The sequence below is a fragment of the Hyphomonas oceanitis SCH89 genome, from assembly GCF_000685295.1.
Classification (GTDB): Bacteria; Pseudomonadota; Alphaproteobacteria; order Caulobacterales; family Hyphomonadaceae; genus Hyphomonas; species Hyphomonas oceanitis.
Genome location: NZ_ARYL01000002.1, coordinates 244,292 through 264,626, shown reverse-complemented (window position 1 = coordinate 264,626; position 20,335 = coordinate 244,292). Strand labels below are relative to the sequence as shown.

The window sequence follows — 20,335 nt, the reverse complement described above, 5'->3', positions numbered from 1 at the left end:
AGGTCAAGGGCGTCAACGCCGGACGCTTACCATTGACCCGTTTGAACAAGTTGAAGACTGGTTCAATGCTATCTCTTATGCTGTCACCCGCCCTATAGTCGACTCGGGACGTATCGGCGCAAGAGGGTCCAGCTTTTCTGGGGGACATGTTGTGTATGTTGCAGCCCATGATCCCCGGATCCGGACCATTGTCAGCCAGGTTGGCAGTCTTGATTCACGTTCCAAATCCGGCGCAATTCAAGCAGAAGATACTATTACTCAGTCCAATGCGTATGCAAGTGCGCTAACAACAGGTCACGCCAGCTACCCTGATGCCGGGAGCACAAGCGTCGGCAAGCTCATAGGGACGCCAGTCGGTAACAAATTACTACGCTGGGCACCGTTGGAAGTAGCTCATCGCGTCACTCAACCGACCTTGTTCATTACGGCTGAACATGAAGAGTTATTTTCAAATTCAGACAATGCCGACGCCGCATATAAGAGGGTCTCTGGACCCAAATCCCTTAAGATGCTCACTGACATATCGCACTATGGTGTTTACGGGACCAAGCGATCCGAAGCCCTCACCATGACATTAAACTGGTTCGACAAGTACCTGAAGGCCTTGTCGGGAGAACCGGGCTTGAGATGACCAATCCTGGTGTTTGGCCTTGGTAAATGGCCAAGAACCCGTTCCGCTACTTCAAAACCTCGCCCGAGATCATCCAGCTTGGCGTGATGATGTATGTACGATTTCCGCTCTCGCTTCGGAATTTTGAAGACCTTCTTCACGACCGCTGCATCGATGTCTGCCATGAAAGTGTCCGGCTCTGGGTCGATCGGTTCGGGACTTGGTCGAGGCAATTAGCGCTTATGTCGCGGGGGTTCTGGGCAGGGCACTAGTGAAAATCCCGGCTGGGAAAGAGCTTGCCCGCCTGCTGGCGGGGGTGGCGGGCGCTGGCGGCCTGGCGCACTTGCCGGGCCTGCTGCAGCTCGTTTGTGATTTCCTCTGAGAGCGGTTTGCGCTCCGGGCGCCGCGGCCCGTAGGTGCCTTCAGCTCCCGGGCGCCGGGCATCGTCGGCATTGTCATGGGTGGGATCGATCCCGGATCCCGCGCTGCCTGCATCGCCCAACGTGTCGAGAAGATATGACAGGTCCTCGATGCGGGACGCAACCACATGGGTAACGATCCCTTCCCGCTGCAGCCGGCCTGTGACTCTGACCAGGCGCCCGGCCATGACCGGCTTGCGATGCTTCTCAAAGGTGCTCGGCCAGACGATGATGTTCGAAACACCCGTATCGTCCTCCAGGGTCAGGAAGATGACGCCGCTGGCTGTCCCCGGCCGCTGGCGGGTGATGACAAGGCCGCTGACGGTAATCCATTGCCGGTCTGGCGCCGTGCGCAGGTCACTTGCCTGGGCAAACCCGCCAAGCTCAGGCCGGAGCAGGCTCACCGGATGGTCACGCAGTGTCAGCCTTGTTGCGACATAATCCTCGAACACTTCCTCCCGCGCGCCCATGGCCGGCAGGACGGATGGTCCGGACGCCAGGCCTTCGCCATGCTGCGCGAACAGCGGAAGGGGCTTGTCCCCGCCAAGGCCCTTGACCTCCCAGAGCGCCTCGCGGCGCCCCATCCCGTAAATGGCAAAGGCATCGGCGCCGGCAAGCCGCGACAGGGCGCCCCGGCCGAGCCCGGCGCGCCGCCATATGGCATCAATCGCGCGATAGCCATTGCCGCGCGCGGCCGCCAGCCAATGGCCATCCTCCTGCGACAGGCCCTTCACCTGGCGAAATCCGAGCCGCACGCCAAGCGATCCGTCCCCTGCCGGTTCCAGCACATTGTCCCAGTAACTGTGCTCCGCGCAAACCGGCAGGATATGGACACCATGGGCGCGGGCATCCCGGATAATCTGGGCAGGCGCGTAGAAACCCATGGGCTGGGCATTGAGCAAGGCGCAGCAGAAGACCTCCGGATGATGGCACTTCAGCCAGGACGAGGCATAGACAAGGAGCGCAAAGCTCGCGGCGTGGCTTTCCGGGAACCCGTAGCCGGAAAAGCCCTCAAGCTGTTTGAAACAACGTTCCGCGAAGTCGGCGTCATAGCCATTTTGAAGACACCCCGCCACGAAACGTTCATGAAAAGCTTCGACCGATCCGGGCCCCCGGAAGCTGCCGAGCGCCCGGCGGAGCTGATCGGCTTCGCTGGCGGTAAAGCCTGCCGCGACAATGGCGATCTGCATGGCCTGTTCCTGGAAGAGCGGCACGCCGAGGGTTTTGGCGAGAACGGATTCCAGCGCTGCCGATGGATATGTCACCGCCTCCTGCTTGTGCCGGCGACGGATATAGGGGTGGACCATGTCGCCCTGGATGGGGCCAGGACGCACGATCGCCACCTCGATGACGAGATCATAGAAGCAGCGCGGGCGCATGCGCGGCAGGAAACTCATCTGCGCCCGGCTTTCGACCTGGAAGACACCCACCGTGTCGGCAATGCAGAGCATGTCATACACGGCCGGGTCTTCCGGCGGCAGGGTCGCCAGCGTGTAGCGCATGCCTTTCCATGTGCCGAGCAGGTCGAACGCCTTGCGAATACAGGTCAGCATGCCCAGCGCCAGGACATCGACCTTCAGCATGCCGATGACGTCGATATCGTCCTTGTCCCATTCGATAATCGTGCGATCGGCCATCGCGGCGTTTTCCACAGGGCAGAGTTCATCCAGCCTCCCGCGGGTGATGACGAACCCGCCGACATGCTGGGAAAGATGACGCGGAAAACCGATAATCTCCTGTGTCAGGGCGAGGGTCTGGCGCAGGCGCCTGTCGGCAAGGTCCAGACCGGCCGCCCGGGCGCGCGCCTCTTCAATCCCGCCATTGCTTATGCCCCAGACCTGGCTTGCCAGCGCCGCGACGGCATCTTCCGAAAGGCCCATCGCCTTGCCGACCTCACGGATGGCCGCGCGCGAGCGGAAATGAATGACCGTGGAACATATCCCGGCCCGGTGGCGGCCATAGGTCTGGTAGATATGCTGGATCACTTCCTCGCGCCGCTCATGCTCGAAATCGACATCGATATCGGGCGGTTCGTTACGGGCCGCCGAGATGAAACGCTCGAACACCATGGAGATGGTCTCGGGCGATGCCTCGGTAATGCCAAGCGCGTAACAAACCGCCGAATTGGCGGCCGAGCCCCTGCCCTGGCAGAGAATGCCCTGCGCGCGGGCAAAGGCGACAATGTCATGCACGGTCAGGAAATAGCGCGCATAGTCGAGCTCGGTGATGAGGGCGAGTTCCTTCTCGACCAGGGCCCGCACGGCCGGCGTTTCGCCCTCCGGATAGCGGCGCTCCAGCCCTGCCTCCGTCAATTTACGCAGGCGGTCATTCGGGGCCATGCCATCGGTGACTTCATCGGGATATTCGTATTTGAGTTCGCTCAGCGAAAACGTGCACCGCGCCGCAATCCGGCCGGCATTCTGGACCGCGTCAGGATAGTCCCGGAACAGGCGGCGGATCTCGAATTCCGACTTGAGCCTGCGCTCCGCGTTCGGCAGGGCCCGCCGGCCAAGCCGGTCAATCGTGGTCTTTTCCCGGATACAGGACAGGATGTCTGCCAGCTTCCGCCGCGCCGCCACATGCAGGATGACGTTGCCGACAGCGACCAGGCCGGTCCCGGTCGTGCGGGCCAGCGCGGCCCGCCCGGCGAAACGCGCATCATCTCCCCCGTCATAGCAGGGGGCGAGGCCGGTAAAGACGTCCTCCCCGAAAGCGGCCTTCAGCTGTGCGAGCGGCGGGGCTGCGTCATGGACCGGATCGTCCATGACGATGAAGACGCAGTCGTCCCCCCATTGCAGGACATCTTCCAGGAAAAGATCACACTTTCCCTTCCCGGTGCGGCGCTTTCCAAGGGTGAGCAGGCGGCAGAGATGGCCATAGCCGGTCCGGCTTTTCGGATAGGCCAGGATGTCCGGCGCATCGGCGAGGCCGAGGCGCACACCGACAATGTAGCGCACGCCGAGTTCCTGCGCTGCGGCATGGCCCCGCACGATCCCGGCAAATGTATTCCGGTCGACAATGGCGATGGCCGAAAGATCCAGTTCCCGGGCACGCGCGACCAGCTCCCCGGCATGTGATGCTCCCGTGAGAAATGTGAAATTGCTCATGGCGCACAGCTCGGCATAGCTCATGGGAACTGCCCCGCCACATACCAGGCCGGTTCGGCCAGGCCTGGCCTGGTCACCAGCCAGAGGCGGGGTCCATTACGGGTCTCCACGCGCCAATAGTCGCGCATCGCGCCGCCCGTCGCCTGCCACCATTCACCGGCGAGGCGTTCTGGCCCGGTGGACCTTGCAATTTCATAAAGCTGCCGGCGCCATTCGAAGGCCAGGGGTGGTCGCCCGGGCGTTTCCACCCGCAGGGGTTCGGGAGGATGGTAGAGGCGGATCGGCCGGGCGCGCGGCGAAGCCTGCCAGGCCGGGGCGTCCGGCCGCGCCATGGCGTCCAGCGTAACGTATTCGCGCTCCGGCAAATGGCTGTCCTCCGGCGCATAGACGCGTACACGGTCAAATCCCAGCCGGTTGCCCAGGGTCGAGACCAGGTCTGCCCTGTCATCTTCCCGCCGGGCTGCGCCGCTGAATCCCGCCTGTCGCGGATGCAGGGGCTCGATGCTCTCCGCGGACAGCCTGAAGAAATCAGCGCCAAAAGCGAGCTTCAATTTGTCCAGCGGGCGACGGAACTGCTGCAGCACGGCGCCCGGCGTGGCATTCGGCCGTGCAAAACCAACGGTCATCACCTCGTCGGGACGGTCGACCGGGCGCACAAGGAGATGGTAGCGCCGGGCCCCGCAGCCGGCAGTCCCGAGCCGTTGGCAGACGGCGCCTGCAAGTCGCAGGATGACCTCTTCCAGGTCCGCCTGCAGGCCGATCGGGTCAGGAAGCGTGGCCCGCGCCGCATAGACCGGATCGGCGCTCGCCGGGACGACCGGGTCCGGGACACGTTCCAGCGCACGGTCGAGATAATGGGTCAGGGCCAGGCCAAAGCGCCGGGCCAGTTCGGCCGAACGGATCCCGTAGAGCTGGCCGATGGTCTGGAAACCCGCGCGCCGGATGTCATTGAGGAGGGCGGGATCCAGGCCAAGGGCTGCGACAGGCAGCGGCTCCAGCGCCCTGGCCGTCTCCCCGGGCTTGGCAATGGCGACCGGCGCAGCCTCGAACCGCGCAAGGGCGGAGGCCGCGCCCTTTGTGTCGGCGATACCGATCCGGGCCGTGAAACGAAGATCGCCGGCCCGCTGGAGAAGGGTTTCTGCCATGGCGCGCTCACCGCCGAACAGGTGTGCGCAGCCCGAAATGTCGAGGACGAGCCCGTCAGGCGGGGCCAGCGCCACACGGGGCGCGAACTGGTCGCTCCAGCGCCAGAGGGCCCGCAGGAGCGCGCCTTCCCGGGACGGATCGGCCGGCTCGGTCAGGAGGGATGGACAGATGGCGCGGGCATCCGTCAGGGACAGTCCGGGCACGAGGCCCGCTTTGCCAGCCGCCTCCGACAGGTGCGTCAGACGCCAGGCATTGCGGGACTCCGCAACAATGGCGAAGGCCCCTTCGGTACGGGCATCGCCAAGGCGGATGCGCCGCTCAAGCGGAAGCCGTGGCAGCCAGAGGGACAAGATCCGGCGCATGATGCTTTCCTCTCCATGAGACACGCCAGGCGCCCGGCATGCCCCTCTTGTGCTTGGTGCAGATCCACTCCCACCCTCCCTCCGGCCGGGCCATGCACTGCCAGCGGGTCTCTGCCGCAGAATTGCCGGCGCGCCCGCGCAGCAGCGTCAGGCCCACCGCCCCGCCCTCTTCGGCTGCGATCTGGAGGCGCCGGCTTTCTCTCAGGTCCGGCCCGTCCTGCAATTGGGCAATGACGCAAGCTGCAGACCGTGCGCGCAGGGCCTGCTCGGCGGCCCAGAGCGTCTCGCCGCGATTGAGGCAACAGGTCAGGACGAACCTCGAGGGGTCGAGAAAGTCCTCGATGCCGGTCGGTGAAAGGCTTTCGATCTCGCGCCAGGATCCGATCCAGTAAACGGGCCCATCGGCGACACCCGCCACCATGAGGGCAAACACATCGGCGCTGTCGCCCATGATTTCATGGACCCGCCCCCGGGCAAGGGTGAGGCAGGATGCAAGCTGGATCCCGCCGCAGGCAGGGCCCGGCGCGAGGCCGGCCTTTAATGCGGAAAGGGGAGATCCAGGGCTCATGTTCTTCTTTTGTTCTATTTGTTCCGGAAGAGTCAACCCGACTCCGGCGTCTCTGGGAGAATGCCTGATAGGAAACCTGTGGAAGGGGCGGTTCAGAACAGGTCGCCCTGCTCCCGCCGGGGCTCGGTTTTCGCGCGGGGCGACTTGGGATTGGCCGCCGGACGCATGTCCCAGGCACCGTCATCCTCGAACGGACGCAAGCAGGCGCGCAGCGCATCAGGCCCAGCGCCGGTTTCGCCAAGCCAGACCGGGATATCTTCCGCGCTCAGCACCGCCGGCATGCGCTGGTCAGGGTCGCCGGTCACAAAGCCCGAAATCCCCTTGTTCGCCGTTGTTGTGCACATCACGAATTCCGCGTGCTTGCCCTCCGGCGTCATGGCTTCGCGATAAATGACCGCAATCGCAAGCCGCGACCCGTCTTTCGGGCGGATCGTCCATTGACGCGTTCGCGTATTGCCGGTGGGCGTAACCCGGTCCGCCTTAAAGGTCGGGACCTCCTCGCCCTCATTGAAACTGCTGACAATCAGGATCCCGCGCCGTTCAAGGAAATGCGGGCGCCAGAGGCGGGACGCCAGCAGCTTGTCGTCGCGGGCATGGATGTGGTCCGGAAACAATCTGCCATTTCGCTCTGCCGTGAAGCCCCAACGCATCGCGGTCTGGGCGCGGACGCCCTGCACATCCAGGTGAAGGACAGGCGCCTCGCGCATCGGCGTGGCCGTCTCCTCAGGCGCATTGCTGGGGCGCGCGACAAGGGGGGCCGAGAAGTTCACCACTTCCGCCCAGGTCGCCATGTAAGTGAACTTGCCGCACATGGTCCGGAAGCTAGTTCAGTTCTCTGGATTTGTCTTCCGGGTCCTCGTTCCCCCGTACCGCTTGTCCGGAAAACCTGGTGCATATTAAACGCCGCCTGGAGTCCATGCCAACTCAGAGCGTGCCCCAAGTGACGCCATCCGCCAGGCGGCGATTGCAGCGATCGTCAAGCGGCTTAAACAATTGCGCGATCAGGGCTACGGATCCGATCACCGGGAACCCGCTGCGCCCTAGCCCCTGCTTTGACTCGCCGCGCGACGCCTAGTCGTACCGACGGCTGCCCCAGAGATCATCGGGACAGTGCAGGTTCCAAATTCCCTTGTGTCCACCTCGCGCGCGGGCTTCAGCATCTGCGTAGGCGCCGTGGCTGTATTTCGGCCAGTCGCGCGCCCAGCCGGCACCTACCATGATCTGGCCAAGATCCGTGCCGCTGACACGGCATGTGGCAACGGCGCGGTCATAGGAATCCGTGCCGGTGCGCTTGCAGGTCACTGTCCTTGTGCCGACCTGGTCTGACAGGTAGAGCGCGGCCTTCTGATAGACATTGGTCGCGCCGCAGACCTTGCCGCGCTCGGGCGCGTCAAAGCCCGAAAGCCGGATGCGCTGCCCGTGGATTTCGATCGTGTCGCCATCAATGACCGAGGCAACACCTTCTATGCGGCTGCTGCCTTCTCCCGATGGCGTGGATGGACGCGGCTCGGACCCCATCTGCCCGCAAGCGGCTAGGAAGAGCAGGATGGCAAAAGGACTGGCCAGGCTATATCTCATGGATCAACCTGAGCATGATTCACCTATTTTCGGAAAGGACGTTGAGGGCCATGGGCTGGGATGACGATAAAAGCGGACACTATGTGCCGCCGCCGCTACCCAAATGGATCTGGATTACGGCCGCCCTGGCTTTTGTCGGCTTCCTGGCGCTGGTCGTGTTCTTTCCCGGCTGAGACTTAGCCCGGCGGCAGCTGATCCAGGAAAGACGCAAGGTCCAGGATCTTGTCGGTGGCGAGCGTTTCGATGGACCGCTTGAGTTTTCCGGGGGATCCTTTCATTTGTCGCTCTGTCAGACGGAACGCGATGGTGATCTCGGCAAGGCTGATGGCGTGGACCGCCTTGACCGAGCAGTCCTTGTCTTCGAGATCCACGGTGACGGTATCAAATGTCCATAGGGATTTACGCATTGTCGGATGTCTCCGCTCCTTGTTGATGGAGTGGAAAATTGCAGACTGCGTCGCTTAAAATGCGCCTTAAAGTAGATGGTTATGCCCTCCCCGGTTACACCTCATCCGACACGATTTCATGGCTGTCTCACGACAATACCAGATAGACCTCCACGTCCTCACCCTCCTGCCCGCTGTCGCGGGCTGTCCCTGCGGCGAGAGCTCTCGGCTTCGACCGGGTCGTCAGGCGGGCCCGGCTCGTCTCCTCTCACACAGCCTTTCGTTCGGACGGCTGTCCTCGTCGATGCTTTGACGAGCCCTTGGTCAGAGCCCAGCGCACGCCCCGGACAGACTAGTCAGGCATAAAAGGCCAGGCATTGCGGTTGCATTGTATTTCTTCTTTTGGTTGTATTGCTTGCGCTGCCGCAGGGCATTGTGGGGAGGCGGGATCATGCAAATACGTCACATCAAATCCTTCAGCGACATCCTGCCGCGCTACGACGATACAATAAATCAACAACGAGCGACTGGGCCTGGGAATTCCTAAGACGCAACCAGCGATTCCAGTCCAATGCTCGGACCGATAGATTAGAGCTATCCGGAGAGGTCGCAGGTGAAACTCAACAGGTCAGGCTCGCCCGGCGAAACCGGCTGGCTGAGACCTGGGGGCTTCTCACGTTTCCTGACATCAATCTTCCGGCAAGTCGGACCAACGTCTTCTGGACAGATCGCGCATATCCTGGAAAAATTGCCCTCATCGGCCGCGAGCGCGCGACCGATGAACCCGATGGCTTGTTCGACCTTGCGATTCAACAGTGTGAGGTGACCCACCTTACCGATGGAGCTGGCCAGGCTCACCTTCTTCTGCGAGGCGGCGGATGTGTCTTACAGGTGCGCTATCGCGACCTGTCTTTCCTCTCTGGAGCGACAGCGACGAAGTTTGACGTATCGCTGTCGACCGGTCAAAGACCGGGGGCCGAGGCGCGCGCGCGCGCCCAGGCCCGACGACTGCTCGGCGAGGCCCGCACACCTGTCTGGACACGCCGCCATGTCTTGCTTCGAGATGCTCTCGTGGCGCTCGAGGCGCACGAAAGTGGCCTCTGCTACCGCCAGACCGCCATGATTTTTTACAGTGAAGCGCGCGTCTCCGAGGCTTGGAATAGCGGTTCCACCGCGATGAAAGCAGAAATGGCGCGGCGCCTTGCCAAAGGCCGGCACTTGCGCGATGGCGGATATTTCGAACTTCTGTCTTCTGGCCGCGCTCGTCGCCCCCCCTTTGTCTCCCACTCACCCTGCCAGGCATATTGACGGTTTATCCGATACAGGGACTTGCCCCTCGGCGGGCTCGGGTCATGTCGCTGCAAGCGAATAAGCGACTGCAGACATCGGCGAGGTGGCTAATCGCGCAAAGCTTTGAGCAGCCTCACCCAGGCGCGGTCCTCGCGGGTCAGAAAAAGTGTTAACGCCTGTGCCGAAAAGACGGGGATCGAGAGCATGACTCCCCGCGCTTTGCCTTGTGATGCTTTCTTCTAGCAAGGCCTTCCCGAAGGGGTCGGGAACGCCATGACCGAAAAGCGCGCCATGATGCCCACCATCCGTCCTGTTGAGAGTCCGTTCCTGACAACGCGCGAAGCTGCCAACTACCTTCGTGTGTCAGAACGAACGCTTCAGAACTGGCGTTATGCAAACCTCGGCCCAATCTATCGCAAACATGTTGGCATCGTCGTCTACCATGTCGACGATCTGCTGAGATTCTCGGAGGCCGGCCACCGATCGGGCAAGGCACATTATGACACCTAATCTCACACGCGTATCGCTGGTCCAGGAAGATAGCGGTCTCTCCACACGTCTTCTCTTCGGCAACCCGGCGTCCTCAAATGATATTCGCCCGGGCGTCTCAATCGCGGCCTTCCAACAGGATGCAGTCTTTGGATACGAGCGGAGGCGGCCCAATGAGCGCTCAGCAGACGGATGGCAGATATTCATTCTCAAGGCAGCCGGACCAGGGGATCTGGCGAGCAGGATCCGCGGGATCCAGCCTGGCGCGGAAATCCTGCTGTCTGCGCTCAATCACTTTCATGCGCGCCGAGCAACGCACGCCCTTGACCTCGTCTGGCAGCATACCGAGCCTCACACGATATCCCCGTCGTTCTGGCTGCGCCTCTTCACGCAACTGCAGGCCGGGCTCGACACCTCGGACCTGCTGAGGCGCCAGGTCTGGTGATGCAGACAAAACGCCCGCCCGCGCTATGCCTCACCTTCATTGGGATTGGTACCCTCTGGATCGGAAGCGTCATCCGTCCGGACCCTTTCCTCTTCTATAATCCAAGCGCAAGTGCGCCAATCGGCTGGTACAGGATCCTGCCCGAAAGACCCGTGGCGCGCGGAGATCTCGTCGCAGCCAGACTACCCGAAGCAGCGGGGATCCTCGCCTCTGCTCGCGGATACCTGCCCGGCGACATACCGGTAATAAAGACGGTATGGGCCGTCCCGGGTGATCTGATCTGCATGGACGACACGAGCCTTGAGGTCACCGACAGGCCACCTCTTCGGCTACACCACCAGGATCTGTCCGGACGTCCCCTGACGCCCTGGCGACAGGGCTGCACCCGGCTTCGACCGGACGAAATCCTTATCATCTCCAACAGGACCGAGGACTCTTTCGACAGCCGGTATTTCGGTCCGGTGCGCGCAGGCGACATTATCGGCAGGGTCGCCTTCATGGGAAACCTCCCCATCACGATGCCGCCCGCCTGAGTCAGAAGGGACATATGCTCGCATCAAATCAGATCGCTTCTGTCTTATCCGTTCTTACTGATAAGCCGGGCGCCAGGCACGCGTGCAACGCATCCATCTCGCACCGGGCGCAATGAGCGCGACGCCGGATAATCCGTTTGCCCCCCGACTGGGTCGGCTACGATCCACGCGTCCTCGCGGGCGGCAAATAACCTATCTCTCCCGCATGGCAAAGGCATTCTCGATCTATGGCGGCCCACGTCGCTCACAGGTCGGGATGCGCCGCAGGAGCGGGGACCGCAATGGACGCCGCCGGGTCATCGTCAAAACGCGCACGGTCCGCATGGCGGCATCGAGCCGGTCTGCGCTGATGAACCATATTGCCTATATCAGGCGAGACTCGGCCCTTTCAAAGGAGGATCGTGGCCAGCTGTTCGACCGTGACAGTGACACGGCCGATAGCAGGCCATTTGTCGATGACGCCTCCAGGGACCGTCATCATTTCCGGTTCATCATATCGCCCGAGGAAGGGGCTGAACTGGCTGATCTCAAGCCGTTTATCCGCGATCTGGTCGGCCAGATAGAGAAAGACCTCGCAACACGGCTTGAATGGATTGGCGCCGAGCATCACGACACAGGGCGACCTCATGTCCACCTCGTTATCCGTGGCATCCATCAGGACGGGCATGATCTGAAGATACCCCAGGAGTATCTCTATCATGCCGTTCGGGAACATGCTGAAGACCTGATCACGCTCGAACTCGGTCCGGAGACGGCGCAAGAGGTGGAGCGCAAGCGCCAGGCTGAGCCTGCCTCTGAACGCCTCACACGCATCGATTCCGTTCTGGAAAGGCAGTCCGATCCCAACGGCATGTTTGAACTTAAAAACAGTCCCGTCGATCTGCGCGCGCAACATGCAGCTCGGCTGAGGACGCTGGAACGCCTTGGCCTTGCAGACAAGCGCGGCTCAGGGCGATGGCTTCTCGATCCCGATTTCAAGACAGTCCTGACATCCCTAGGCGAGCGTCAGGACAGGTTCGACGTCCTGAACCGCGCCATTGCCAGGACAGGCGGTCGGCGCATTGACGCCGATGCCGTATTTGACAGTGCTGACCCTGATGCCCGCAGCGTGACGGGCGCCGTGCTTGAGACCGGCCTGCATGGCATCATGCACGATAAGTCATACATCATCATTGATGGTCTCGACGGACGCGCGGTATTCATTGAAACCGGCGGCACCGAGCCGGCAAACTTGCGCCAGGACATGATCATAAGTCTCGCGCCGGATGACAGAGCGCCAGAGGCGACTGACCGTGCCATTGACCGGATCGCACGCAAGAATAGCGGACTGTATTCAGCAGCTTTTCACCAGAAGGACGATCCGCGCGTCACCGCTGAAACGCTCAGGCGGCACATCATGCGGCTCCATGCAATGGTCCGGCCGGCAAACCTGCACCGTTCATCAGATGCCGTCTGGACCATTCCAGACGACTATCTTCAAAAAGTGCAAACCTGGGAGCCCGGTGAATCCCGGTTGCGCAAGCCGTTCATCCGTATTGAATCCACACTGAGCCTTTCGGCCCAGATCAAAGCGCTCGGACTGACCTGGATAGACACATTCGTGCCATCCGCTGAAATGTTGCACGGATTCGGCAGCCAGACAGCAGACGCCCAATTGATGCGACGCGCCTTCCTTGCCGAAATCGGTATCGCACCGGATAATGGCAAGCCGCTCACCCCGGAGCACAAGGCTGAACTTGTCCGCAGAGACCTGGCGCAGGCGGGTCAGACTCTGAGACAGACCATTGGCAAGCCCTACGCCCCTTCACCGACACGAGGAGAGGTCGCCGGGATCTACCATGGACCCGTGGCCAGGATCAGCGGCAAATTTGCTGTCATCGAGCGCGCGTTTGATTTCACGATCCTGCCATGGCGTGACGGACTCGAGCGTAGCCGCGCCATGGCGGTATCCGTCCGACTCCAATCTGGATCAGCATCCTGGACCACAGCTCAGCGCGGTCTCACTATCTGACACGCGCAAAACACGCATGGCGCCTCGACAGACCAGACCATGACCCATGGGCGAAACACCGGTCCCCTCTCGGATAAAAAATGCACGCTGCAATCGCTACTCTATTTAACCCGGCAGGTGCGTAATCGCTCGCGATATACCCTTTTGAACCTTGTTTTTACATAATTTTATCTCTGTACTAAACGAGCTCCTCTTGCGCAAATAGGCGCATGAAACCGCACACAACCCTGTCCTGGCAAGTCCTCAGTGTCGCCGCGATCATCGTCCTGGCGCTTTGGACAGCAACCCAATCGACTGCAGCATCCCTCGGCTGGTCCAGACGACTCGGCGAGCCGTGGTTTGTGCTCTTCGACTGCCCCGTCTATGCGCCATGGGCCTTTTTTGGCTGGTGGTTCGCATTTGACGCCTACGCGCCCGACATATTCGACCGCGGCGGAAAGATTGCTGCCTCCGGCGGCCTGCTCGCCTTTTTGTTCGCTGTCAGCTCATCCATTCTGCGTGCCCGTTGGAACAAGCATGTCACAACCTTCGGCTCGTCACGCTGGGCGGAGAAACGAGATATGCGCAAAGCCGGCATCCTCGGACCTGGCGGCGTATTTCTGGGTGTGACGCCTGGCGCGTATCTGCGCCATGATGGGCCTGATCACGTGATCGCGTTTGCCCCTACACGTTCAGGAAAAGGCGTCGGCCTCGTCATTCCCACCCTCCTTTCATGGACCCATTCGGCCGTCGTCCACGATATCAAGGGCGAGAACTGGCAGATCACCTCCGGGTGGCGGGCCCTTTTCTCCGACTGTGTCCGGTTTGACCCGACGGACAAGACCTCAGCGCGATTCAATCCCTTGATGGAAGTCCGCAAGGGCGATCGGGAAGTCAGTGATGTTCAGAATATTGCCGATATCCTGGTGGATCCGGAAGGTGTCCTTGAACAGCGCAATCACTGGGAGAAGACGGCCCACTCCCTCCTTGTCGGCGTCATCCTCCACATCCTTTATGCTGACAGTGAAAAAACGCTCGCACGAGCAGCCAGCTTTCTCTCCGATCCTGACAGATCGTTCCGCGCCACGCTCGCGATCATGATGCATACAAATCACGTTGGCACCGATGACGCTCCGCGCACCCATCCCGTCGTCGCGCAATGCGCCCGCGAACTGATGAACAAGTCTGAGAATGAACTCTCCGGCGTCCTCTCGACAGCCATGAGCTTCCTGTCCCTTTACCGCGACCCCGTCATCGCCGAGGTCACGTCTCAATGCGATTTTCGCATACGCGATCTGGTCGAGGCTGCGCGCCCCCTTTCCCTGTTCCTTGTTGTGCCGCCATCCGACCTCTCGCGCACGAAGCCCCTCATCCGCCTGTTGCTAAATCAGATCGGCCGACGGCTGATGGAACACGAAGGCGGACCTGACCGGCGCCGCGTGCTCTTTCTTCTGGATGAGTTTCCTGCCCTCGGTCGTCTCGAATTCTTCGAGAGCGCCCTTGCCTACATGGCCCATTATCGCCTGAAAGCATTTCTGATCACCCAATCCCTCAACCAGATCGAAAAGGCCTATGGCCCGGCCAATGCGATCCTCGATAATTGTCATGTCAGGGTGGCGTTTGCGACCAATGACGAGCGAACTGCCAGACGGATTTCCGATGGCCTGGGGACCAAAACCGAACAACGCGCGATGAAGAATTATGCCGGCCACCGGCTCGCGCCATGGTTGTCACACAAAATGGTCTCGCGCCAGGAGACCGCCCGACAGCTTCTGACCCCAGGCGAAGTCATGCAACTGCCCGCCTCTGATGAACTCATTCTCCTGTCTGGCTGCCCGCCCATTCTCGCAAAGAAACTTCGCTACTACGCTGATCGCAATTTCATTGAGCGTCTCAGGACACCTCCGCTCCAGGACAAGAGACTTACCGCTCCCTGCAGCGATGACTGGAAGGGCCATGTCCGCACGGTCCACGAAGATCTGCTGGACACGGATTGTCCGCCCGATCTGTCGGCTGCCGCGGTCGCCAGATCGGTCGACAATGGCGGCCATGGTTTTGAACAGGCCGGCAAGCCGATCCGTCCGGCGCAGCCGCAGTGCTCTGCTCAACCGCATCGACCTTTTCAGGCCGGTCTGTTTGACGCGATCCAGATTGCGGACGGCATCGAGAATGCAAGAGGCGTAGACCTGACAGGTCGGGGCGACAGATGAAAACACGCATCCAGGCTGCGATCTCTCCGGAAAACCTTGCCCGACTGCAAGCCATGGCCGCGCGCCCGAGCCTGTCAGAGAGCAAAGTCGTCGACATGGCACTGGCAGCCTTCTTCGCTGGCGATACCGACGACCAGAGGGACGCGGCCATCGCACGGCGCCTCGACCGTATGACCCGCCAGTTTGGTCGCCTTGAGCGCAATGATCTGATACTCACAGAGACACTCTCGACCTTTGTCAGGTATTTCCTGACCGTTACACCCCCTGTGCCCGTCAGCCAGCTCGATGCGGCCCGCGCAAAGGGCGACCTGCGGTTCGATCTCTTTGTACGTCAGGTCGCCGAGGCGCTGCAGTCCGGTGACCGTATCCTGCACAATGCCATCGAAGATTTCACGGCAGAGTGCGGCGATTTTGCCTCTGACCCTGAACCCGGGCGCCAGGACGCGCAGCGTGATAGCGATGCGTGAATCTGTCTCCCGGTCCCGCGCGCGTGACATGCTGGCGACGGCGTTCGGACCTGTCATCATGAGCGCGCTCAGTGATCCTTGTGTGATCGAGATCATGCTTAATCCCGACGGCCATCTCTGGATCGAGCGCCAGGGCGCGCAGCAGACAGACTGTGGCGGCCTCATGGCTGCTGAACATGCCGAGCGGGCGATCAGGCTGGTTGCCACACTTGGTGGCCGCGAACTCACGCCTACGAGCCCCATTGTCTCTGCCGAACTCCCCATGGGCGGCGAGCGCTTCGAGGGCGTGATGCCGCCTGTTGCACCCGGCCCCTGCTTTTCGATCCGCCGTCCTGCGCAGCGCATCATCCTGCTCGATGATTATGTCACTGCCGGAGCCATGTCGGCCCATTATGCCTACGCCCTGCGCAAGGCTGTACGTGAGCGCGCGAACGTGCTGGTCGTCGGTGGCGCAGGGTCCGGCAAGACGACGCTCGCCAATGCCCTGCTTGCAGAGATCGCCCGGACCGGCGACCGGCTGGTCATCCTGGAAGACACGCGCGAACTCGTCTCGGCAGCGCCGAACCTTGTCCGCTTGCGCACACAACCCGGATCGGTCACGCTCGCAGAGCTCGTCCGCTGCACGCTACGCCTGCGTCCCGACCGGATCATCATCGGTGAGGTCCGCGGCGCCGAAGCCCTCGACATGCTGAAGGCCTGGAATACAGGTCATCCAGGCGGCATCGCCACCTTGCATGCCAATTCTGCTTTTGGCGGCCTCTCGCGGCTTGAGCAGCTCATTGGTGAGGGCGCTGTCCGGGTGCCGCACGACCTCATTGCCGAGACAATTGACTGCGTTGTCTACATCAGCCGGCGGGCTGGCGCGCATCGCGTCGAAACTGTCGCCCTCATGAACGGGCTTGGTTGCGATGGCTACGACCTCCGTCCCGTCCAGCCGAGCCTTGAACTCGTGATGCCGGGCCTGCCCTTCACTGAACCCCTTCATTCAACCGCTCCTGAAAGGACACATCCCAAATGAACAAGGATCATGTAAAATTGCTCGCCCTGGCAGGGCTCATGGCCGCGCTCTCCCTACCGGCCCACGCCGCTGGATCAGGCATGCCATGGGAAGCCCCGCTCCAATCGGTCCTGGAATCCATTGAAGGTCCGGTGTCCAAGATACTCGCCACGATCGTCATCATCCTGACCGGCCTCGGCCTTGCTTTCGGTGAGAGCGGCGGAGGCATGCGCAAGCTCCTGCAGATTGTCTTTGGCCTGTCGATCGCATTCGCTGCGACCTCATTTTTCCTCTCTTTCTTTTCGTTCGGTGGCGGGGCGTCCCTCTGATGACGAGCACACGCGCCCTGCCCGATGGCTACTGCGTTCCGGTACATCAATCCCTGACAGCGCCGATCCTGCTGGCAGGTGCACCGCGACTGGCGACCATTGCCAATGGCACGCTCGCAGCAGGGCTCGGCGTCGGCCTGCAGCTCTGGGGCGTCGGGCTCGTGTTCTGGATCATTGCGCAGGGTATCTGCGTGTTTGCAGCGCGCCGCGACCCGCAATTTACCGAAGTCCTCGTTCGGCATATCCGCCACAGGAGCTATTACGAATGCTGAACCTCGCTGAATACCGCCGGCGCCCCACTTCGCTCGCCGACTATCTGAAATGGGCCTGCCTCGTCGCCCCGGGCATTATTCTCAACAAGGACGGCAGTCTCCAGCGCACGATCGCCTATCGTGGACCGGACCTTGAAAGTGTCACGCCGGAAGAACGGGTCTCCGTGACGGCCCGTATGAATAATCTTCTACGTCGGTTCGGGTCCGGATGGGCCCTTCACATTGAAGCCAGCCGCAGGCCCTCGGTCACTTATCCCGAAAACGCCTGGCGCGACGGCGCAGCCTGGCTCGTCGATGAAGAACGCCGCGCTGCCTTCGAAGAAGATGGGCGGCATTTCGAAACCGATTGTTTCCTGACCTTGACATGGATGGCACCAGCAGATCGGACCGCCCGGATCGAACGTCTTTTCATCGAGGATCCGGCCGATGCCGCGACAGCTTTCTGGAGCGAGCACATTGCCTATTTCGAGACAGAAACGTCCCGGGCGCGCGGCCTTATGGCCGACATGATGCCGGAGGCCCGTTTTCTCGACGATGGCGAGACACTGACCTATTTGCACGCCTGCATTTCGGTAAACCGTCACGGGCTTGCGGCGCCTGATGTTCCCATGTGCCTTGACGCCCTGCTTGCCGATACGCCCCTGACAGGAGGCCTAGTTCCGAGGCTCGGCGAGGAAACATTGAAAGTGGTGACGATAAATGGCTTCCCCGCGACCGGCGAGCCCGGTCTCCTGTCCGAACTCGACCAGCTTGGATTTGCCTATCGCTGGGTCACGCGGTTCCTGCCGCTCGACAGGGCGGATGCCGAAAAGACATTGAACACCTATGTCCGGAACTGGTTTGCCAAACGCCGTTCGCTGACATCCTACCTGCGCGAAATTCTCACCAACGAACCTGCAACGGTCATTAATAATGATGCCGGCAACCAAGCGGCCGATGCGGATGAAGCCTTGCAGGCGATCGGCGCCGGCCATGTCGCTTTCGGGTATTGCACGATCGCTGTCGTCATGCGCCATCGCGATCCCGATCTGGCAGAAGAACAGATGCGCGCCACAGAACGCGTTATCAGAGCACGCGGCTTCACCTGCGTCTGCGAGAGCGTCAATGCCGTTGAAGCATGGCTTGGAACGCTGCCGGGCGAGGCCAGTGCCAATGTCCGCCAGCCCCTTCTGAATACCCTGAACCTTGCCCATATGGCCCCCTTCTCCTCGGTCTGGGCAGGACCGGAGCGCAACACGCACCTTGCAGGTCCCCCGCTGCTGATGGCGCGGTCGGCCAGTTCGACCCCTTTCAGGCTGGTTACACATCAGGGCGATGTCGGGCACATGATGGTCGTGGGTCCGACAGGAGCCGGCAAGTCTGTGCTGCTGTCCCTGCTGGCACTTCAGTTTCGCCGTTATGGCCAGGCCCAGGTCTTTATTTTCGACAAGGGGGCATCGGCGCGCTGCGCGACATTGGCACTTGCCGGCACCTGGTACGCGCTCGGCCTTGATGGCGATATCGCATTCCAGCCCCTGCGAGACATAGACAGCGAGGCCGGTCGTGCAGCGGCGCAGACCTGGGTTCTCGGTCTTGTCGCGGAGGAAAGCGTCGCCGTCACCCCGCAGGTCAAGCAAGCCGTGTGGAGCGCGTTGCAAAGTCTTGGCGCCGCGCCGGCCAGCCAACGCACGCTCAGCGGCCTTGCCGCGCTCTTGCAATCACCTGAGCTGCGACAAGCCCTGGAACCCTATACGCTTGCGGGTCCCTATGGCGCCCTGCTTGACGCAGACACCGATCAGCTTGCCGGGGGGGATTGTCTCTGTTTTGAAATGGAGCAGTTGATGCATGACAGGCGGCTTGCCGCTCCCGTGCTTGCCTATTTGTTTGCGCGCCTTGACGCGCGGTTCGATGGCCGGCCCACTCTGCTTGTCCTCGACGAGGCCTGGCTTTTTCTGGATCATCCATTGTTTGCCGGACGATTGCGCGACTGGCTGAAAACCTTGCGCAAGAAGAATGTCGCGGTCGTATTTGCAACGCAGAGCCTTGCAGACATTGCCACAAGCTCAATTGCACCGACCCTGGTCGAAAGCGCTCCGACCCGCATCTTCCTCGCGAATGCACGCGCTGAGGAGCCAGCGCAACAGGCAGCCTATCAGGCCTTCGGCCTCAACCCACGCCAGGTCGAACTGATCGCCCGTGCGACGCCTAAGCGCGACTATTATGTCCAGTGCCCGGATGGAAATCGCCTGTTCGACCTCGAACTCGGACCTGTCGCGCATGCGTTTTGTGCGTCAGGTTCAAAGGCCGATCACGCGCTCATGACAGACATCCTGGCCACAACCAGCCCGCAGCACTTTGCGTCAGCCTGGCTCCGAGCACGCGGTCTTGGTTGGGCGGGCGAGCTTCTCCGCGCGGAGGACACCCTGTCATGCGCCGCCGATTAATCCCGCTTCTGCTCGCCCTGGGCGCGATCCCCGTGCTGGCCCCGCCGCCTGCAAATGCCCTGCTCGGGGTCGGCGACGTTGTGCTGGATCCGACAAACCTCGTACAGAATATCCTGACGGCGACCCACACGCTCGAGCAGCTCAACAATCAGATCGTGCAGCTCCAGCATGAAGCCCAGATGCTGGTGAACCAGGCCGAGGACCTCAGGCGTCTCGACTATGCCTCGATTGAACACCTAAAACGCCTGCTCGAACGGATCGACACGCTGATGCGCACCGCTGGCGAGGTCACCTATGAGATCCAGGCCTCTGAGCGCCAGTATGCCGAAGCGTTCCCGGAGACCTACCAAGACCTCTCCAATGCTGCGATCCTCTCTGAAGCAGCCGATCAGGCCCGCATCACCCGGGATGCCTTGCGCGCATCCATACAAGTTCAGTCTGCCATTGTGACCTCCATCGCGGACGCCCGCGAAACGCTGACCGATCTGGTCGATGAAAGTCAGGCAGCCACCGGCAACCTGTCCGTCGCCCAGGCCGGCAACCAGCTCATGGCGCTTGTCATCGAACAACAGATGCAGATGCAGCAACTGATGGCGGCGCAATACCGGATGACCAGTCTTGAAGAGACGCGCGAGGCCGCCATCACGCAGCAGGCCAGTGTCCGACACCAGCGCTTTCGAGGTGACGGTGTCGCCTATACGCGGAAGTAGCATC

At 61.6% G+C, this 20,335-nt stretch carries 21 protein-coding genes and 2 pseudogenes; 16 read left to right on the top strand and 7 right to left on the bottom strand.

Translation table 11 applies throughout. From position 1 onward, the window contains the following. Together HOC_RS22075 and HOC_RS22910 are read left to right on the top strand one after the other, a co-directional pair. On the top strand, positions 1 to 631 hold a 631-nt coding region (locus tag HOC_RS22075), incomplete at its 5' end, for an alpha/beta hydrolase (RefSeq protein WP_156950350.1). Positions 632 to 657: 26 nt separating this feature from the next. Then, positions 658 to 828: pseudogene (locus tag HOC_RS22910) on the top strand (IS6 family transposase); the annotation flags it as partial. Positions 829 to 878: 50 nt separating this feature from the next. Here HOC_RS22910 and HOC_RS02745 read toward each other — a convergent pair. The 5 genes from HOC_RS02745 to HOC_RS02725 form a co-directional block, all read right to left on the bottom strand. Then, the gene (locus HOC_RS02745) at positions 879 to 4,160 is read right to left on the bottom strand and encodes an error-prone DNA polymerase (RefSeq protein WP_035535707.1); all 3,282 of its coding nucleotides are present in this window, start codon (positions 4,158 to 4,160) and stop codon (positions 879 to 881) included. Beyond that, positions 4,157 to 5,644 (bottom strand): Y-family DNA polymerase, encoded by a 1,488-nt coding sequence (locus tag HOC_RS02740; protein WP_035535705.1) that lies wholly within the window; start codon positions 5,642 to 5,644, stop codon positions 4,157 to 4,159. The genes HOC_RS02745 and HOC_RS02740 overlap by 4 nt, the downstream gene beginning before the upstream one ends. After that, a complete protein-coding gene (locus tag HOC_RS02735) occupies positions 5,601 to 6,212 on the bottom strand; it encodes an ImuA family protein (RefSeq protein ID WP_156950349.1) in 612 nt (203 codons plus the stop codon). The genes HOC_RS02740 and HOC_RS02735 overlap by 44 nt, the downstream gene beginning before the upstream one ends. 92 nt (positions 6,213 to 6,304) lie before the next feature. Then, positions 6,305 to 7,024 (bottom strand): SOS response-associated peptidase family protein, encoded by a 720-nt coding sequence (locus tag HOC_RS02730; RefSeq protein ID WP_035535703.1) that lies wholly within the window; start codon positions 7,022 to 7,024, stop codon positions 6,305 to 6,307. Positions 7,025 to 7,283: 259 nt separating this feature from the next. Further along, complete coding sequence (locus HOC_RS02725) at positions 7,284 to 7,790, bottom strand: thermonuclease family protein (RefSeq protein ID WP_084146101.1); 507 nt, start codon at positions 7,788 to 7,790, stop codon at positions 7,284 to 7,286. A gap of 50 nt (positions 7,791 to 7,840) precedes the next feature. Between HOC_RS02725 and HOC_RS22800 the strand changes: the two genes are divergently transcribed. Further along, positions 7,841 to 7,963 (top strand): hypothetical protein, encoded by a 123-nt coding sequence (locus HOC_RS22800; protein ID WP_277813034.1) that lies wholly within the window; start codon positions 7,841 to 7,843, stop codon positions 7,961 to 7,963. A 3-nt stretch (positions 7,964 to 7,966) separates the two neighbouring features. Here the strand turns inward: HOC_RS22800 and HOC_RS02720 are convergent, their stop codons facing one another. Further along, entirely contained in the window at positions 7,967 to 8,197 is a 231-nt protein-coding gene (locus tag HOC_RS02720) for a hypothetical protein (protein WP_035535701.1), read from the bottom strand. A gap of 414 nt (positions 8,198 to 8,611) precedes the next feature. Between HOC_RS02720 and HOC_RS22905 the strand changes: the two are divergent. After that, positions 8,612 to 8,788: pseudogene (locus HOC_RS22905) on the top strand (transcriptional regulator domain-containing protein); the annotation flags it as partial. Here HOC_RS22905 and HOC_RS22365 read toward each other — a convergent pair. Next, positions 8,771 to 9,034 carry a hypothetical protein gene (locus tag HOC_RS22365; protein WP_035535699.1) on the bottom strand — a complete coding sequence of 88 codons (264 nt, stop codon included), beginning with the start codon at positions 9,032 to 9,034 and terminating at the stop codon, positions 8,771 to 8,773. The pseudogene HOC_RS22905 and the gene HOC_RS22365 sit on opposite strands and share 18 nt — an antisense overlap. Before the next feature lie 33 nt (positions 9,035 to 9,067). Here HOC_RS22365 and HOC_RS22360 point away from each other — a divergent pair, with 33 nt between their 5' ends. From HOC_RS22360 to trbJ, 12 genes are all read left to right on the top strand, one after another. Further along, positions 9,068 to 9,484, top strand: coding sequence for a DNA -binding domain-containing protein (locus HOC_RS22360; RefSeq protein WP_035535697.1), 417 nt, complete (start codon positions 9,068 to 9,070; stop codon positions 9,482 to 9,484). Positions 9,485 to 9,739: 255 nt separating this feature from the next. Next, the gene (locus HOC_RS02705; protein ID WP_241766865.1) at positions 9,740 to 9,976 is read left to right on the top strand and encodes a helix-turn-helix domain-containing protein; all 237 of its coding nucleotides are present in this window, start codon (positions 9,740 to 9,742) and stop codon (positions 9,974 to 9,976) included. Continuing rightward, positions 9,966 to 10,400 carry a DUF2840 domain-containing protein gene (locus HOC_RS20965; RefSeq protein WP_051624456.1) on the top strand — a complete coding sequence of 145 codons (435 nt, stop codon included), beginning with the start codon at positions 9,966 to 9,968 and terminating at the stop codon, positions 10,398 to 10,400. The genes HOC_RS02705 and HOC_RS20965 overlap by 11 nt, the downstream gene beginning before the upstream one ends. Further along, on the top strand, positions 10,400 to 10,933 hold the full coding sequence (locus tag HOC_RS02695) for a S26 family signal peptidase (protein WP_051624455.1): 534 nt from the start codon (positions 10,400 to 10,402) through the stop codon (positions 10,931 to 10,933). The genes HOC_RS20965 and HOC_RS02695 overlap by 1 nt, the downstream gene beginning before the upstream one ends. 205 nt (positions 10,934 to 11,138) lie before the next feature. Beyond that, positions 11,139 to 12,944 (top strand): DUF3363 domain-containing protein, encoded by a 1,806-nt coding sequence (locus HOC_RS02690; RefSeq protein ID WP_035535695.1) that lies wholly within the window; start codon positions 11,139 to 11,141, stop codon positions 12,942 to 12,944. Between the two features lie 209 nt (positions 12,945 to 13,153). Next, on the top strand, positions 13,154 to 15,133 hold the full coding sequence (traG, locus tag HOC_RS02685; protein ID WP_051624454.1) for an IncP-type conjugal transfer protein TraG: 1,980 nt from the start codon (positions 13,154 to 13,156) through the stop codon (positions 15,131 to 15,133). Then, positions 15,130 to 15,600, top strand: a complete 471-nt coding sequence (locus HOC_RS02680) for a hypothetical protein (protein ID WP_035535693.1) — start codon at positions 15,130 to 15,132, stop codon at positions 15,598 to 15,600. The genes traG and HOC_RS02680 overlap by 4 nt, the downstream gene beginning before the upstream one ends. Further along, the gene (gene trbB, locus HOC_RS02675) at positions 15,593 to 16,618 is read left to right on the top strand and encodes a P-type conjugative transfer ATPase TrbB (RefSeq protein ID WP_051624453.1); all 1,026 of its coding nucleotides are present in this window, start codon (positions 15,593 to 15,595) and stop codon (positions 16,616 to 16,618) included. Before HOC_RS02680 ends, trbB begins: the two co-directional genes overlap by 8 nt. Continuing rightward, a complete protein-coding gene (locus tag HOC_RS02670; protein WP_035535692.1) occupies positions 16,615 to 16,926 on the top strand; it encodes a TrbC/VirB2 family type IV secretion system protein in 312 nt (103 codons plus the stop codon). Before trbB ends, HOC_RS02670 begins: the two co-directional genes overlap by 4 nt. Continuing rightward, positions 16,926 to 17,198: a VirB3 family type IV secretion system protein gene (locus tag HOC_RS02665; RefSeq protein WP_035535690.1), complete on the top strand. Its 273-nt coding sequence runs from the start codon at positions 16,926 to 16,928 to the stop codon at positions 17,196 to 17,198. Before HOC_RS02670 ends, HOC_RS02665 begins: the two co-directional genes overlap by 1 nt. Then, entirely contained in the window at positions 17,192 to 19,621 is a 2,430-nt protein-coding gene (trbE, locus tag HOC_RS02660; protein WP_035535688.1) for a conjugal transfer protein TrbE, read from the top strand. The genes HOC_RS02665 and trbE overlap by 7 nt, the downstream gene beginning before the upstream one ends. Next, a complete protein-coding gene (trbJ, locus tag HOC_RS02655) occupies positions 19,606 to 20,331 on the top strand; it encodes a P-type conjugative transfer protein TrbJ (protein ID WP_035535686.1) in 726 nt (241 codons plus the stop codon). The genes trbE and trbJ overlap by 16 nt, the downstream gene beginning before the upstream one ends. The last annotated feature ends 4 nt before the right edge of the window (positions 20,332 to 20,335 follow it).